9 protein-coding genes are annotated in these 15514 nt (G+C 34.0%); 4 read left to right on the forward strand and 5 right to left on the reverse strand.

Annotation, left to right across the window (positions count from 1 at the left end):
* Positions 1 to 30: 30 nt before the first annotated feature.
* The 5 genes from SYNTR_RS10375 to SYNTR_RS10395 form a co-directional block, all read right to left on the reverse strand.
* Positions 31 to 549: a peptidylprolyl isomerase gene (locus tag SYNTR_RS10375; protein WP_156204440.1), complete on the reverse strand. Its 519-nt coding sequence runs from the start codon at positions 547 to 549 to the stop codon at positions 31 to 33.
* A gap of 160 nt (positions 550 to 709) precedes the next feature.
* Entirely contained in the window at positions 710 to 1009 is a 300-nt protein-coding gene (locus SYNTR_RS10380) for a spore coat protein (RefSeq protein WP_156204441.1), read from the reverse strand.
* Complete coding sequence (locus SYNTR_RS10385) at positions 1010 to 1228, reverse strand: hypothetical protein (protein WP_156204442.1); 219 nt, start codon at positions 1226 to 1228, stop codon at positions 1010 to 1012. It lies immediately after the preceding gene.
* A gap of 117 nt (positions 1229 to 1345) precedes the next feature.
* Positions 1346 to 2743: an aminotransferase class V-fold PLP-dependent enzyme gene (locus SYNTR_RS10390; protein WP_243140189.1), complete on the reverse strand. Its 1398-nt coding sequence runs from the start codon at positions 2741 to 2743 to the stop codon at positions 1346 to 1348.
* 143 nt (positions 2744 to 2886) lie between these two features.
* Positions 2887 to 3366, reverse strand: a complete 480-nt coding sequence (locus tag SYNTR_RS10395) for a DsrE/DsrF/DrsH-like family protein (protein ID WP_156204443.1) — start codon at positions 3364 to 3366, stop codon at positions 2887 to 2889.
* A gap of 184 nt (positions 3367 to 3550) precedes the next feature.
* Here SYNTR_RS10395 and SYNTR_RS10400 point away from each other — a divergent pair, with 184 nt between their 5' ends.
* From SYNTR_RS10400 to SYNTR_RS10415, 4 genes are all read left to right on the forward strand, one after another.
* The gene (locus SYNTR_RS10400; protein WP_156204444.1) at positions 3551 to 4786 is read left to right on the forward strand and encodes an HD domain-containing phosphohydrolase; all 1236 of its coding nucleotides are present in this window, start codon (positions 3551 to 3553) and stop codon (positions 4784 to 4786) included.
* 274 nt (positions 4787 to 5060) lie between these two features.
* Complete coding sequence (locus SYNTR_RS10405; protein WP_156204445.1) at positions 5061 to 7532, forward strand: hypothetical protein; 2472 nt, start codon at positions 5061 to 5063, stop codon at positions 7530 to 7532.
* Between the two features lie 13 nt (positions 7533 to 7545).
* Positions 7546 to 13797 (forward strand): IPT/TIG domain-containing protein, encoded by a 6252-nt coding sequence (locus SYNTR_RS10410; protein ID WP_156204446.1) that lies wholly within the window; start codon positions 7546 to 7548, stop codon positions 13795 to 13797.
* A 4-nt stretch (positions 13798 to 13801) separates the two neighbouring features.
* Positions 13802 to 15493: a hypothetical protein gene (locus tag SYNTR_RS10415; RefSeq protein WP_243140190.1), complete on the forward strand. Its 1692-nt coding sequence runs from the start codon at positions 13802 to 13804 to the stop codon at positions 15491 to 15493.
* The last annotated feature ends 21 nt before the right edge of the window (positions 15494 to 15514 follow it).

Consider the following 15514-nt stretch of genomic DNA (forward strand, 5'->3'; position numbering starts at 1 on the left):
CCCTCCCAGATAACAACCAGTCTTGGTATACTAGAGCTTTTCTACTTCCGAATAATCTACTCCAAAAGTCTCAACTGTAACCTTTTTCATAATCTGATCAGTTTCAGGTTTATCGCGGAAATCTCTTTTAACTGATATGATTCTATCTACTTCTTCCATTCCTTCTACTACTTTACCAAAAGCCGCATAATTCCCATCTAAATGCGGTGCTTTTTGATGTATGATAAAAAATTGCGAACCAGCTGAGTCAGGTGCTTGAGCTCTAGCCATTGATATAACACCTCGATCATGAGCTAAATTGTTTGGGAATCCATTGCTTGCAAATTCTCCTTTAATTCTATAACCAGGTCCGCCTGTACCTTGACCTTCAGGGCAACCTCCTTGGATTACAAAACTAGGAATAACTCGATGGAAAATTAGCCCATCATAAAAACCTTTGTTAATTAAGGAAATAAAGTTATTTACGGTATTAGGAGCTATCTCCGGAAATAGTTCAATTTTAATGTTACCATTAGCAGTTTCAATATTTACTATAGGGTTTTTGTTCAAATTAATCGTTCCTTTCTAAATTATAATAGGTTATATTATACCAGAATTATGGACATATTATGAGGGTTTGATAATTAACGTTAGGTGTAAAATTAAGGACAAAAAAAACCAAGAACCCAAATATAATAACACGAGTTCTTGGCTATATAAAGTATAAAGTTTATCTAGATGCTTCCATCATAGACTCAGACTGTTTATATGTTTCAAAAAGCTGTTGCTCCGGCATGTCATAAGGCTTGTACCATCCTTTGGTAACAGCTAAATCAACTAATGCAGTATGTCCTGCAATAATTTGATTTAACCTAGCAGCAAACATAGCTTTTAACTCCGGTGTTGAAGACTCTAAAGTAACAGCCAAATATGCAGATGCCATACCTTTTGAGCCAAAAATTAAATTATTAGCTATAGCTTGGTCATTCATTCCTTTGCTATCACCCATCATTGAACCTATTAATGACATTTAATGCACCCCCTCTGTTTCTATGACCCTATTTTCACTAATAAATTGCTGTAGTCCCTTAATTCTTCCTTCAGCAGCTAAAACACCTGCTTCCATGACTCTTTGAAGTTGTTCATCAGAAGCTGCTTCTTGCATAGCTTTCATAGAAGCAAGAGTATTGGTTTCAACTTGAAGCATTTCTCTTAAAGAAATCATCTCACTCTGAGATAACTTTTTCATTATATGTTTCCTCCTTATTTACAAATATCTAAAACATAGTATTCTAAAAATAAGGAGAATTTATGTATATGTAAATAAACGAACACCAATAAGAGTGTCCGTTTATTCGCCCTATATTTACATTAAATTATAAAATTTATTAATATCAAATCCCTTGGTTCTAAACCTAGGTATATATGAGCCTAATTTTTTAGAGAAAACGTAGTCTCTATTATACTGAGTTCTGTTGTTGGCAATTTGTTTAACTAGTTTTAATAGATAGTCTATTTCAGATTTTGAATTATATGCAGCAAGACTTATTCTTACCATCCCAGGCAGTAATGCAGAAGGGGTGTTTTCCTTACCTTCGTATTTACTCATATCAACATTAAGCAAATTTCGTACATAAGGCTGAGCACAGAAACATCCTGTTCTAACACCCATACCTCCTTCATAACATAACACAGCACCGACTAAGCTATGTGGTAATCCTTTTATATTAAAAGTTATTACTCCAACTCTAGGAAAGGAACCGTAAACGGTTACATTTTTTATCTTAGATAGTTCTTTAATAGCATATTTACATAGTTCGTTTTCATATTGCTCTATTTCTTTCATATTCATTTTTTGTAAATATTTAATAGTCTCAGCTAAAGCTATAGTACCAAATACATTAGGAGAGCCAGCTTCCTCCTTATCAGGTAGATTAGCCCAGGTTACATTATTTTCCGTAACAAAGCTTACCGTACCTCCTCCGGAAAATTCGGGGGAACCTTTTAAGAAAGTTTCTTTTTTTCCTATTAAAACACCAATACCATAAGGAACATACATTTTATGACTTGAAAAAGCTATATAATCTATATGTTCTGGATGAGAATTTGGTTTAATATCTACTGGCTTATGGGGTACTAACTGAGCACCATCAACAAGAATTTCAGCCTTGTACTGGTGTGCTATTTTAGCTATTTTATGGATATCATTAATATGCCCTGTAACATTTGAAGCCCCGCATATAGCTAATAGTTTGACTCGTGGATAATAGGACTTAAGTTTTTTTTCCAAATCCTCTAAGTTTAACCTACCTAAATTATCTAAACCTACATATACAACATTAGCTTTATCTCGCCAAGGTAAATCATTGGAATGATGTTCCATTAAGGTAGTAATAACTACATCTGTAGGTTTTAAGTCCAGTCTATAAGATAACTTATTAATAGCTTCGGTAGTATTTTTGACTATAATGACTGTATTTTTATCTAAATCTGCCTTTACAAAATTTCCTATTATTTCGTGAGCATCATCATAGGCTTTAGAGGCTATTAATGATTTAATACCTGTTCCACGATGAACACCTGAGTACCAAGCTAGAAAATCCTTTAGCTGTTCGTAAACTGAATTTAAACCCGGAGTACTAGCAGCATTATCAAAATTAATATAGCGTACATTACGACCATTAAGAGTAGGAACCTTTTCTTTAATTCCTATTATGTTTTTACGAAAAGCTTTGTAATTAAACTTATTACCTATGATAAACACACCCTTATTAAGCGTTTTATATATACTATGAATATAAAAAAATTTTGACACAAAAAAGCCTATCAGCTTTAAACTAATAGGCTTTTTGACATTTTTTATTTTGTTAAACTTTTGTGTTACTTGATTACTTACATCTCAACGTACTAAATGAACAACTGCATATCTGCATTCATAGCATCTTCTAAGTATTCTTTAACATCTACAATTTTCACTTCAGGTAGTAGTTCCTCCTTTTTAAAACCCATTATCTCCATAGATAACTGACAAACATAGAATTTTACTCCTTTTTTTCTTGCTCCATCTAAAAAATCAGTAAGGTGAGGAGTTTTTTTATCATCCATCATATCAAGAAGCATATGTTTACCTAATCCTGCCATATTCATTTTTGAAAGTGGTAAAGCCTCAGCTCCTTTAGGGGTCATTGTTGAAAACATTTTTTCAAAAGCCGTTTTTTCTTCATCAGAAAGCTGTTCTGGATCTCTAACTAATAAAAGACCCCAAAAAGCAAAAAATACTGTGACAGAAGCATTTAATTCACGCGCTCCATTAGCAATAATTAAAGCTGCAAGAGCTTTATCGTAATCGCCACTAAACATTAATAGGTTTACATTTTTTTCATCCATGACCTTTCCTCCTAGAATTTTATAGAGGATTTATACTATTTTTAGTTTTAACTATAGAAATGAATTTATTTAAGAAATATAGATGAAAATAATCCCATAATAATAAAGTTTTAATAGGAAAATGAGTTATAACGAAGAATATTAGAAAAATATAGTTTCCTAAAAAAGAAAGCGAGGAATATCAATGAAATTAAAATCACCGGTACTTATTGGAGCAACTATAACTACAGTACTTATAGTTATAATTATTGGAACCACTTTACAGATACCAGATTGGGTTTATGCAATATTATTCTTTATTGCAGGATTAGTTATAACATCATTATTTTCTCTTAATGAAAAAAGGCTTGAACAGCTTCATGATTTATACCGTTTGTCTAAAATAAGTAAAGAGCTTAACCTAAGTAACACCAAACCTTATGATATGAATGAAGTTACTCTTATGGTCAAGTCATTGATAAAAACAGATTTAGCATTTTATATATCAAATGAAAATGAGAAAGTATGTATATCATCAGATGTAAAAATAGCTCCTGAATTACTAAGAAAATCACTATCACCTTTATTAAATGATTCTAAGGCGATTTTAATTGTTGATATAAATAAGGAAGAGAGACTAGAAAAAAACTTACTAAATGAAGAAGGTATGAAATCATTGGTTTTAGTACCGATAAAATTAGCAGGTGAAACTATTGGTTTTTGTGGTGGTTTAAACAAAAAAGAAGTATTTAAATGGAGAAGTGTAGAGATTCTTGATAAATTTTGCAAACAGTTAGCTGTTTTAATAAATGCTAACAAAGAAAAAAAATCAGATGCAGAGTTTAATGCTAATATTATAAGATCATTAATCACTGCAGTAGAAAGTAAAAATAAAATATTTGCAGGTCACTCAGAAAGAGTTGCTTTAGTTTCCTATGAAATTGGGGAAAAACTAGCTATGACAGATGAAGAACTAAAAAACCTATACTATGCAGCTCTACTCCATGATATAGGCAGAATAAACTTACCGGATATAAGGTTAATAAAAGATGAAGATGAATACAAATTAGATCCTATTGAGCAGCACACAGTTAATGGTGCTGCCTGTTTACCGGAAGGTTGGCAGTGGGAAGAAATAAGGCATGGCATACTATACCACCATGAAAGATATAATGGCACTGGCTATCCAGAAGGACTTAAAATGACAGACATACCATTCATAGCTAGGATTATAGCGGTAGCAGATATATTTGATGCCATGACTTTCCTATGTCCTGAAGAAGAAAGAGTAGAGTTAGATGAAGCTTTAAAACAAGTAAAACGCACTACAGGTACACTTCTTGACCCCTTGGCAGTAGTAGCATTTGAAGATGCATTTGAGGAAATTAGAGCTATTTATGCGGATTACAAAATAGATAATGATGAAGAGGAAAATGAGTAAGACAAGGTTTTGGGCTAAACAAAAATGATTAAGTCCAAACCCTTTGTTTTTAAAGCTTTCTATATCAAACTTAACCACAATAGAGAGTTCACTTGTCAGTAAAGTCTAGTTACAAAAACGATGTAGAAAAAAGAAACTCATTGTATAAAATTATAAAACAAAGAAATTCAATCTAGAAAGACTTTCTTACTAAGGAAATAAATATAAAGTTTTAGACAATTATTGTCGATATAAAAAGAGTAAAGCTATATCTTTTTTTGTGGGAGATGTGAGGATGAGGAAGTTGAAAAACGGTGTTTTTAAATATATAGCGATAATATTAATAACTGGTTTAATCCACAGCAGTTTTGGTGTGGCATTTGTTGGTGCAGGGGAGAATAGTGAACCTGATGGGTATACATATGATGAAGGTATCGCAACTGTAGAAAACATAGAGGCTCTTGAATATGCCTTGCATGAAGATGATGTAGATGAAGTTATCCTAGACGAAGACTTCCCTATAGAAGAGGTTTTAGAAATAGATATAATCAAAGCTGAACAAATAGAAAAAGAAGAATTAAATGAGGAAGAAAAGCTTTACTTTGCAATAGAGGTTGCAACTACTTATAAAGTAGATTTTGAAGGTGCCAGTAATGATTGGTATTTAGATGTGCTGATTGATCCCGGTGTAGAAGTACATGGGATGAAGTTAATTGAGCTTTATTTTAATGAGGGTGAAGATAACCTCATAGATGCAAGGATGGGACTAGAGGACCCGATTTGGTTAAGTGACTTAAATGATAATATATTGGCTCTATTAAAAGGAGTAGCAAATGAAGAAAACAAAACTGAATCCTTTAAAGCAATTATAGAATTAGACGAAAGTGCTGAAAATGTACCAGTTATAACTAGTGATGATGAAATAAAAACTACATTATTTGTAGGACAAAAAGATAATAATGAAAAACTAGATTTAGATAAAAGCTTTATACTAGGTAAAGCTCAAGCTACCTATGAGCTTTTTGAAGACTATGACTATACCAGAATATCTGCTTATGCAGAAGACAACGTTGTTTCCATGCTAGGGCCTCAAAATAAAATAGTGGATGAGGATAATAATAGCTGGAAAATAAGGCTTACTAATTCAACTTTAAAAAAAGCTGAAGACGAGGATGAAGAAGAAAACGGTGAAAATAACTACTTGAAAAATTATGATATAAAAATTTACTACTATAATAATGATGAAGCAAAAATCGAAGGCTTACCTGAGGGGTTAGAATATGAAGTGGAAAGACTAAATGATGGGGAACTAGAAATAATAATCAATGGAACAGCTGATCCCTCTATATCCGAGGACTTAGACCTTTACGTGATTGTTAAAAATACCGCTATAAAAGATGCTATTAGACCGGTTGATTCATATCCCATTGAAGTAATAATAGAAGTCGGATACCCAAGAATTACTGACAAAACACCATATGGTGAAGACAAATGGTTTAGTAGTGATGACTTATTTCCTGTAGAAATAGATGAACTAGGTGATGCAACTCGCTACTTCCTGAGACTAACCTTTGATGACCCCGATGAACAACTACAACTAAATAATAACTTTATAAACCGTATCGGTACATCAACAGTTTACTCAGAAGGTGGCTCTCAAGCTAATATGATAGATGCTGATATTATAAACCATATGCGCATCTTGCAAAATGAAGATGAAGAAGAGCTCGATGAGTTTGTAGAAAACTATATATTTAATCGAGAAGACGATAAAACATATCTGTTTATACCAGTTAGACCACTTAGACCACAAACCACCTATGAAGCAACCATTCGAAGCAACATAGTAGAATACGCTGACAGCAAAGGTAATGAAGAAACCAGATGGCCATTTACCATGATGGCTGTGCCTATGGTTACAGGTGTTTCTGTGGGCAGTGTAGGCGAGGACTATTCATCTGATTTTTATATAGAAATAAGAGGCGACTATTTCTATGAAGATACAGTACAAGTTTACTTCGGTGATACAAGGGCTGATAAAGTAAGAGTAAAAGATGATTTCCTAAAAGTATATCTTCCAACTGGTAGAGATAGGCTAGAACCAGGCACCTATGACATACTAGTAACTAACCACGATGATTACGAGCAAACCCTCTACGGTCAATTCAGTGTGGTAAAATCATCTGAACTACCCCCACCTAGAGATGGTGAAAGAGTAAAATACTCAGACCGCAATATGGAAGTAATTGAAACAGTAAAAAGAAGTGAAGACACTATAGAACTATCTTCTAGGTACAGCAATAGAAACTATATCGAACTAGACCTAGATGACCTAATGGGACCAAATGTAAGAAGCAGGAAAATAACCTATGAAGGATATAGGGGAGATAGAACAAGAGAACTAGAAACCCTATCCCAGTGGGCAGATGTTACCCTCCATGGAGTAACTTTAAGCACAACTGAAAGAAGAGATGACATAGAAATAAGACTGGGCCGAGCCCCAGCATCAGTAACCCAAAACTTAAGAAGCCACCTAAGAAACCAAGATTTAAAATCCGACTTCATAGAAGTAGGTGGAGAAAACTTCAGAACAGACAGAATAGACCTAAGAATCCCCTACCAAAACAGTGACGGAGAAAAAATAAAAGTCCTAAGATACGACGAAATGCTAAGAAGCTGGTACGAAGTACCATTTACCATAAACAGACTAGACCAAAACGTAACAATACAAAACACTAAGCCTGGAATATTTGTAGTTGTGGAATAGGGGGGAGAGTTGGATGAGGAGAAGGAGATATTACAAATTTCTATCAATAATGACATTAATGGTATTTTCTTTAACAATTATGCCATTAAATATTGTGAATGCAGATGAACAAACTACTCCTGAAGTAACTAAAATTGAAATCAGAGAAAACTATGATAATTCTGTACCTCCTGAGTCAATAGATGCTGTACTTACTATAACAGGTTCTAATCTACAAAATGTTGATGTTATTATACAAGATCAAAGTGGCTTAGATAATGCGTTAGGCAGAGATATTGGAACACGGAGAACTAATACTGAGAATAGACTTCAGTTTTGGTTAGATGGAAATGATTTAGATGAAGCAGACCTTTCAAAAGGATTTATCATAAATGGAGAAACTATTAAATTTGAGGAAATCCCAGGTCGTATTACAGGGGTTGATAATAGAATTATTAAATATGAAGAAGATGAAGCACGAGTGGTTCTTAAGGGGAGTGGTTTAGATAGAGGAGATATTAGAATAAGAGACATGAGTGACTTTGAAGTAGAAGAAGGTAGAAAAGATGAAAAAGCTAGCATAAAAATAAGTGAAGATAAATTTGGCTTTAGTGATATTATTTTATCAGTAGAATCAGATGGTGAGGAAGAACCTTCACTAGTATATGAACGTAGATATGCTAATCAATTTCGCCTAATACAAGATTGGCAGGTAGATGATCTTATTATGACTCCAAGTAGTGGAGTAAGGGACAGAACAATTGTTACATTTACGGGCGAAGGTCTTGAGAGAAGTAGTGTGTTTTTTCTTCGTGATATCGAAGGTAGATATGAATTAGAACACATGGCAACACCTCATGACTGGAATGATGAAAGAAAAAGATTACAAGTGGTTGTTCCGGATTTAAGCTCAGGACAATATAATGTGGTTTTAACCAATTATATGAAAGATGTAGACCCAAATGAAGATTTAAGAGACAGAATAACAAGGCAGCTAGAAGTTCAGCAACCTTTTGTTGTTATTGAGGCTGAGGATGCAGCTGAAATAATAAACATTAGTCCGGATAATGGACCTAATGAAATACAAAATAGAATTACTATAGAAGGTAGAAACTTTGAGGAATATCATAACATAGACAGTTTAACAATTGAGAAAGATTTATATTTAGATGAAGAATGCCCTGTAGGAAGAGGGGATAAGTTTGATCGTGAGAACATAAAGGTTACTGATGATGAAGAATTATTAAAAATAAATTATGGTGAAGGTTCTTATAGAATATCAGAAGAAGATACAATTAAGGGAGAAGTTTATAGAGAAATAACAGCATATGTTGGTCCAAAAGCTATGTTTATAGATAAAGATAACTTATTCTTTTCAAGTAATCGTGATGTTTTAAACTTAACATTACCAACAGTTTCATCTGATTACATAGGATACCAAGATGTAAGATTACATATAGAAACAATAATTGTTGATAAAGATAATGATAGAGAAGTTAGCTTTACTGAAGAAGTTGTTGTAGAGGATGGATTTTACTTTACTGAAAGTTCAATAATTCCAACAATAAATGAGGTAGTTCCAGATAGGATACAAGTAGTTAGTGAAATTGTTGATGGTTATGAAACAAAAAATGATATAGTACTAGCTATCGAAGGCGAAGATTTTATGGTTACTCGATATAGGGATGATGATGCAGAAAAAGTTTTATATCCCGAAGTAAAACTAGGTGATTCAATAACTATTAAACGCGAAAATAATGTTGTAATGGTTAATGATGAGATAATTGAAGAAGCAAACTTAGAAGTATTTAATGGAGATTTTTTAGTTAATGGTCACCCAGGTAACGAAATGGGAGATAGAATTTTCATTACTTTACCCGAGGGAATAAGTATTAAGCCTGAAGAAGTTGATGAAGATGTTGATATAGAAGTTTCTAATTATAAAAGAAGGTCGAATCAATTAGCTTCTAATGGTACTGGCTATAATTTTCTTAGATTTTATCAGTTAGAAAATGATTGGGATCCTACTATTGACCTTGTAGATCCAAACGTTGTTTCTGCAAGTGAAGGTAGAGAAGGAATACGTATAGAAGGTTCTAGGTTTTGGGATGATGTAGCAGTATTCATAGGGGGAGAGCTAATAGAAGCGGAGCGAGTAAATGAAAGTTTAATAACTTTTGATGCTCCTCCTAGTAGGGTGGGAGAAACAGTATTGACTGTACACAATCTTCATCCAGAAGAGGGAGGACAAGTTTCCTATCCATTTTACTATATAGCGACTAAGGATAACCCTGTGATTACATCTATTGCTCCAGATGAAGGGACGATAGGCTCTAAAATTGTTATTAGTGGAGAAAACTTTTTTGCACCTGATCCAAGTGTTTCCAACCTAGAAGATATGCTAAACATAAATCGCATAATTGGATCCAAGGTATTGTTTAATAACAAGGATGTTAATGAATATAATGACGGCTATCAATTAGAAAGTTATTCAAACAGTGAAGATGCAATTATTAGCATAGATGAAAGTGGAAACATTAATTTATCTGATTACTATCCAAGTGTTTTTTTAAGAGAGGATAATGAAGATGAAAGCAATATTTACAAAATAGTTCCACATGATGAAATATCAGTTAGAGTTACTAATTATACTAGTGATTATATTATTAGAGCTTATGAAAATGAAGACGGTTATGAGTTAAGGACAGAACAAGAAGACTATTTTGTTGAGGTATCAGAAGAAGGTATTAAAATTAAAGACAATGATGATGATTTTGAATTATTTTTTAATATGGTAACACCATATAAGGCTGAAGGAAGCGAAATAATTGGTCATAGAGCTAAAGTATTCGATAATGATAACAAATTACTAGTTACTATTCCTGACTTAGGCACACCAGGATTATATGATGTTACGGTTAGAAATCCGGATATGCTTGAGGATACATGGGAAGATGGTTTCAGGTTTAATAAAGGAATGACTGCGGTGCCTAGAATAGAAAAAGTAGCACCCAAAGAAGGTTCAGTTGCAGGTGGTTATACGGTAGTAATTCATGGTGAAAATTTTGAAGATGGTGGTTCCCCTGATACTACTACAAAAGTTTGGATTGATTCTCAACCAGCAGAAGTTATTAATGTGAATACATCCAGAACTGAAATAGAAGTAACAGTTCCTGAATATAGTGGAAATCTAAAAGATGAGCTAGAAGAACAAGGTATAGCTATTCCTAAAAAAGATGTTCCTGTAGCTGTATCTAACCCAAGCACAGGAGCGAGTGATTTAGTAGAAGATGCTTTTAGCTATGTTATACCTAGTAGTGAACCTAATATAGAAAGATTAAATAAATATGAAGGTAATGCTGCTGGTGGAGAATATATTCAAATTACGGGGACTGATTTTCGTTACCATGAACCCTTTTATACTCAAAACATACCAACAGATGGATCTGTTCCAGGTAGAGATTATATTGATATAAACCATAATAATACATGGGATGATTATTCAGGTAAAACAATAGAAGAATTAAAAGAAGATGAAACTATTAACTTTGAAGAAGAAGTCTTACCAGTATTGCCTAAAGTGTATTTTGGAACTCAGCAAGCTGAAATAGTTGACTTTGGGGAAAACTTTTTAGGTGTAAAGACGCCTTTAGCAACTCCAGGTGATGTAGATGTGTATGTTGTAAATAATGATAGTGGTATATCGAATAAAGTCAGGTTTACTTATGATTCTTTAGACCCACAAATAAATGAAATAATACCTAATGTGGGAAATCGTATTGGAAAGCAAAATGTAGATATACATGGACAAGAGTTTGCTGAAAGCGAATTTAACAAATTAACTCCAGATGGTGAAAAAACAGAGCAACGTATGCCCTTGGTTAAATTTGGAGATATAACTAATCGCTATGACGAAGATAGTGGAATTATAGTCGGTGGTCAAGTATCAAACCTTGTATTAGAAGGTAATTTAACCTTAAATTATAACAGTAACAGAGATGAACTAAGAGTTTCTCTAGAGCATGGTCAAGGTGAATATTATAATGAGTTTTTATATGATGATACCAAAGTTTTTATTAATTTGAGTTTACTAGAAGACTCTGCTGGTCAAAATTGGCCTGGAAATGAAATGATAAGTGTTGAAATAGATAGAGGGGCTACTAACCGATTGATAGTAGAAAGAGGATTTTCTCCACAGGCTAATTTTGAAAATTCTTCCCAACTAACGGTATCTACGTCCTCTTACTACACCGTCGGCACAGTCCCAGTAACGGTAGTAAACCCTGATGGTGGAGAGGCAACTGATGAATTTACTTATATGCACCCAGATAGTAATCCGGAAATAATTAATATAACTAGGGATAGTAGAGAGCCTATTAGAACTGAGCATGAAGATGAAGATATTATGTTACTAAATATGAACTATGAAGGTAGTAGTGTAGTATCGATTTTTGGACAAGATTTTAGAGAAAATGCGATTATTCAGGTTGGTGACTTATTTACAATAGAGCCGGATGATATAAGTTATAGGTTGCCTGAACAATTAACATTTACAATGCCTGATGTACCCGAAGCCAGGGTAGGTGAATTGTTTAGGGTTATTGTACAAAATGATGATGGGGGTATCGCTAGTTCTGATGAAACCCAACCTCCAATATATTTACAGTTTACCAAGGGGGAAACTAATCCAGAGATTACGTCAGTGACTCCCCAGTTAGGGCCTGCTTCTGGTGGTACAGTAATAAAAATAGAAGGTGAAGATTTTAGAGGTAGTATGGAAGGGTATGAAGGAGAGGGGCCTAGAGTTTACTTTGATGAACAGCCTGCTAATCAGGTAAATGTTATTGATTATAAAAATATTGAGGTAGTATCACCTTTAAATAGTCCGGGTACACGTACTATACGGGTAGAAAATCCAGATGGTGAGATTTCTTCAGAGAGTGAGTTTGAATATATTAGTAGCCCAAGAATTAATGCAGTAGTTGATCCTAGAGATCCAACGGAAACTACCAGAATAAGAAACATTTCCATTGAAGGTGGAGATGAGATTAAGCTTAAAGGAACGGGCTTTATGGAAGGTGCACGAGTGATATTTGCTCCTGAAACATCATTAGCAGAAGGAAATCCGGGTGGTAATGTAATATACCGAGTTACACAAGAAGAAGATGAGTTTGATGGTAGAACTTTCAGTAGTAATGTTATTGATTATCATCAGTTAGACGAAGGTGAAGAAGGAACAAATGTTACATTTATAGATGAGGAAACTTTAACAGTTGAAGTTCCTCCCGGACGTTTAGACACCTCAGGTATTATTGTTATTAATCCTGATGATGGGGCAAGTGAAACATATGAGGATATTACTTATGATTTGCCGGAAATGGAAATACCTCAAGATGTAACTGCGGAAATTGTTCACGATAGTTATAATAACACCGATAGGTTTATTCGCATAAATTGGACAAAGGTAGATGAAGCTGCTGAGTATGAAATCTACGTAATAGTAGATGATGATGGTCAGCAGAGATATATAGGTACTACAGAATTAAGTAGTTATTTGTATGAAGACTTAAAACCTCGAACTGAATATCAGTTTGTGGTTAAAGCTATAGGTGATCATGGTTCATCTAAGGCATCTATGGAAAGCAACATAGTTGAAACGGGTAGAAATGTTGGACCTCCTGATGAAGATGGAGATATAACCGAACATACAGAAATGCAGAGGGTCGGAAATACTGCTAATGTAACTATTGGTACTAGGGATTATGATAGAGCTGAAACCGTAATTGACCTTACTCGTGGTGACTTAGCTGGAGCTAGTGAGGTAGTTGTTAGTATGCCAGCTAGAGTAGCATCTGACAGAAGGGCAGAAGATATTAAGATAATAGGAAATGACTTTAGTATGAGTTTTAATCCGGTAGCGTTTAGGGTTGCAAGAGTTGATGAAAATCGAAATAGAGATGATGCTGGGGTAAGATTTACAGTTGCTCCGTTTAATGGTAATGCAAATATTCCTGGAGGAAATGATTTATCAACTGTTTATGATTTAGGAGCAGATTTTTATCTGGGACAAAATTCTTCTAGTATAGATTATTTAGCAAGGCCTATTAACTTTGTGGTTGACTATGACCAAGATAAGGCAAGTATGCGCAGGCTTCAAAATGTAGGAATGCATAGGCTAGAATCTGATGGTTGGGAGCCTATTGATTGGCAGTCTTATTTAGGAAATAGTGTTGCTGAATCACTTAATAGATTAGGTAGTTATACTGTTATAGGAAGCAGGAGGTAGGAGTATGTTGAAAAAAATTATGGCATTAACTATTGCATTATTATTGGTATTTCCTTCAATGACGTTAGCGATTGCAAACAATTTTAATAATCAAGGTTATGTAGAAGGGTATTTTTTAAACAGTGAAACCGATGTAACTGACGAAGGTGAGATGTATTACACAGTAGATATTGAATCATATGAAGGAGAGGTTTATACAATTGATGTTATGCCTAATGCTAATTATACAATAGATACTATTCCTGCTGTAATGAGTGATTTTAAACCAGGTTTAGAGGTTTATGCTTCTTTAAGGGGGAGGCAAATCCATAGCTTAGAAGGATATTCGACTGCAAATTTAGGCTACATTGCACCAGGCAGTAAAGTGCGAAATGGTGTAGTAACTGATATTGACCGTGACCAAATAAAAATACGTATGGCCAATGGTGAAGAAAAGACCTATTACTTATCACCTGCAACTATAGCACAAAGGCAAGGACAATCAGTTAATATTGACACTTTGTATAGAGGGGATAGGGTTAGACTTTATTTTGACACCGATGACTCGGAAATTATCAGTAGGATAAATATAGAAGGTGATTCAGTATTAATACAAGATATGTATAAGGGAACATTAAATGTGGCTAATGCTATTCAAGATGAAGTAGTGTTAGAAGATGTAGAAGTATTTAGAAATGGCAGGTGGCAAGACCACAGGTCAACTATGCGAGTGCCTTATAACGGTAATAACCCAATTTATATTGGAGGGGAACAAATACCACAGCACAATCTACAGTATTATAGAGGCAAAACCGTATATATGGTTACAAACAGTGTTTTTGGAAGAGAGTCTATTGAAAGAATGATAGTACAGAATCAATATGAATCAACCTTTTCTGACAAGATTAAGGATATAAATTGGTATACCCAAGCCTTTGAATTAAACAGTAATAGAAACTTTACTTTTAATGATGGAAGTATTGTTATAAGAAATGGCCGCTTGCAAGATACCTATGCTCTGAATGCTAATTCTGATGTATTAGTAGTAGCAGATGGTCGAGGTTTAGATAGAATGGCAGGTATTGTGTACGTTTACAATGAAGATATTAATAATTCAAATATCGGTCAACGCTATCTATACTCAGGTAGACTAGATCAAATAATAGAGGATAGAGTTTGGTTAGAAGATTACTTTATTTTAAATCAAAACGAGTGGGAATCCTTCTCTGATACTAAAGAGCTATTTTATGATAATGATACTAGTATCTACGATTTAGAAGATGGAAGGTTTATTACTCCGAAGGAATTTGTAAGTGGAGACTATTCAATGTCTTCCACGAAAGACCATCATGAAGATTGTGATAGAGGTGAACTAAAAGACTGGTACGGCTATGTATATACTGATGGTGATCGCATAGCTGCTATAAGTGTACAAAAGGATATGGATTCATTATTAAGACAGAGGGTAACAAATGGAATAGTATCTAGCATCGAAGATGACCCAACAGTGGGTTGGAATATAGTTCTTAGAAACAGTAATGATTGGAGTAATTACAGATCGCAGTGGATGCCTAAAAACTCTGATTTAAGAATAAATATTGATTCAGCAGCAATTATTAAAAATGGTAGTTTAATAAAGCCACAAGAGATTAATTCATCAGACCGCTTATATGTAGTAAGGGATGATTTTAGGGCTAAAGTTGTTATTGTTAAGTAGAGTTGTTGAAAGGGAGAGTGC

It is taken from the genome of Candidatus Syntrophocurvum alkaliphilum (assembly GCF_009734445.1).
Classification (GTDB): domain Bacteria; phylum Bacillota; class Syntrophomonadia; order Syntrophomonadales; family Syntrophomonadaceae; genus Syntrophocurvum; species Syntrophocurvum alkaliphilum.

Bases quoted from the DNA above. Each gene is read 5' to 3' on its own strand.
- SYNTR_RS10380 (WP_156204441.1), bottom strand. From the start codon at position 1,009: ATGTCATTAATAGGTTCAATGATGGGTGATAGCAAAGGAATGAATGAC.
- SYNTR_RS10385 (WP_156204442.1), bottom strand. From the start codon at position 1,228: ATGAAAAAGTTATCTCAGAGTGAGATGATTTCTTTAAGAGAAATGCTT.
- SYNTR_RS10395 (WP_156204443.1), bottom strand. From the start codon at position 3,366: ATGGATGAAAAAAATGTAAACCTATTAATGTTTAGTGGCGATTACGAT.
- SYNTR_RS10400 (WP_156204444.1), top strand. From the start codon at position 3,551: ATGAAATTAAAATCACCGGTACTTATTGGAGCAACTATAACTACAGTA.
- SYNTR_RS10405 (WP_156204445.1), top strand. From the start codon at position 5,061: ATGAGGAAGTTGAAAAACGGTGTTTTTAAATATATAGCGATAATATTA.
- SYNTR_RS10410 (WP_156204446.1), top strand. From the start codon at position 7,546: ATGAGGAGAAGGAGATATTACAAATTTCTATCAATAATGACATTAATG.
- SYNTR_RS10415 (WP_243140190.1), top strand. From the start codon at position 13,802: ATGTTGAAAAAAATTATGGCATTAACTATTGCATTATTATTGGTATTT.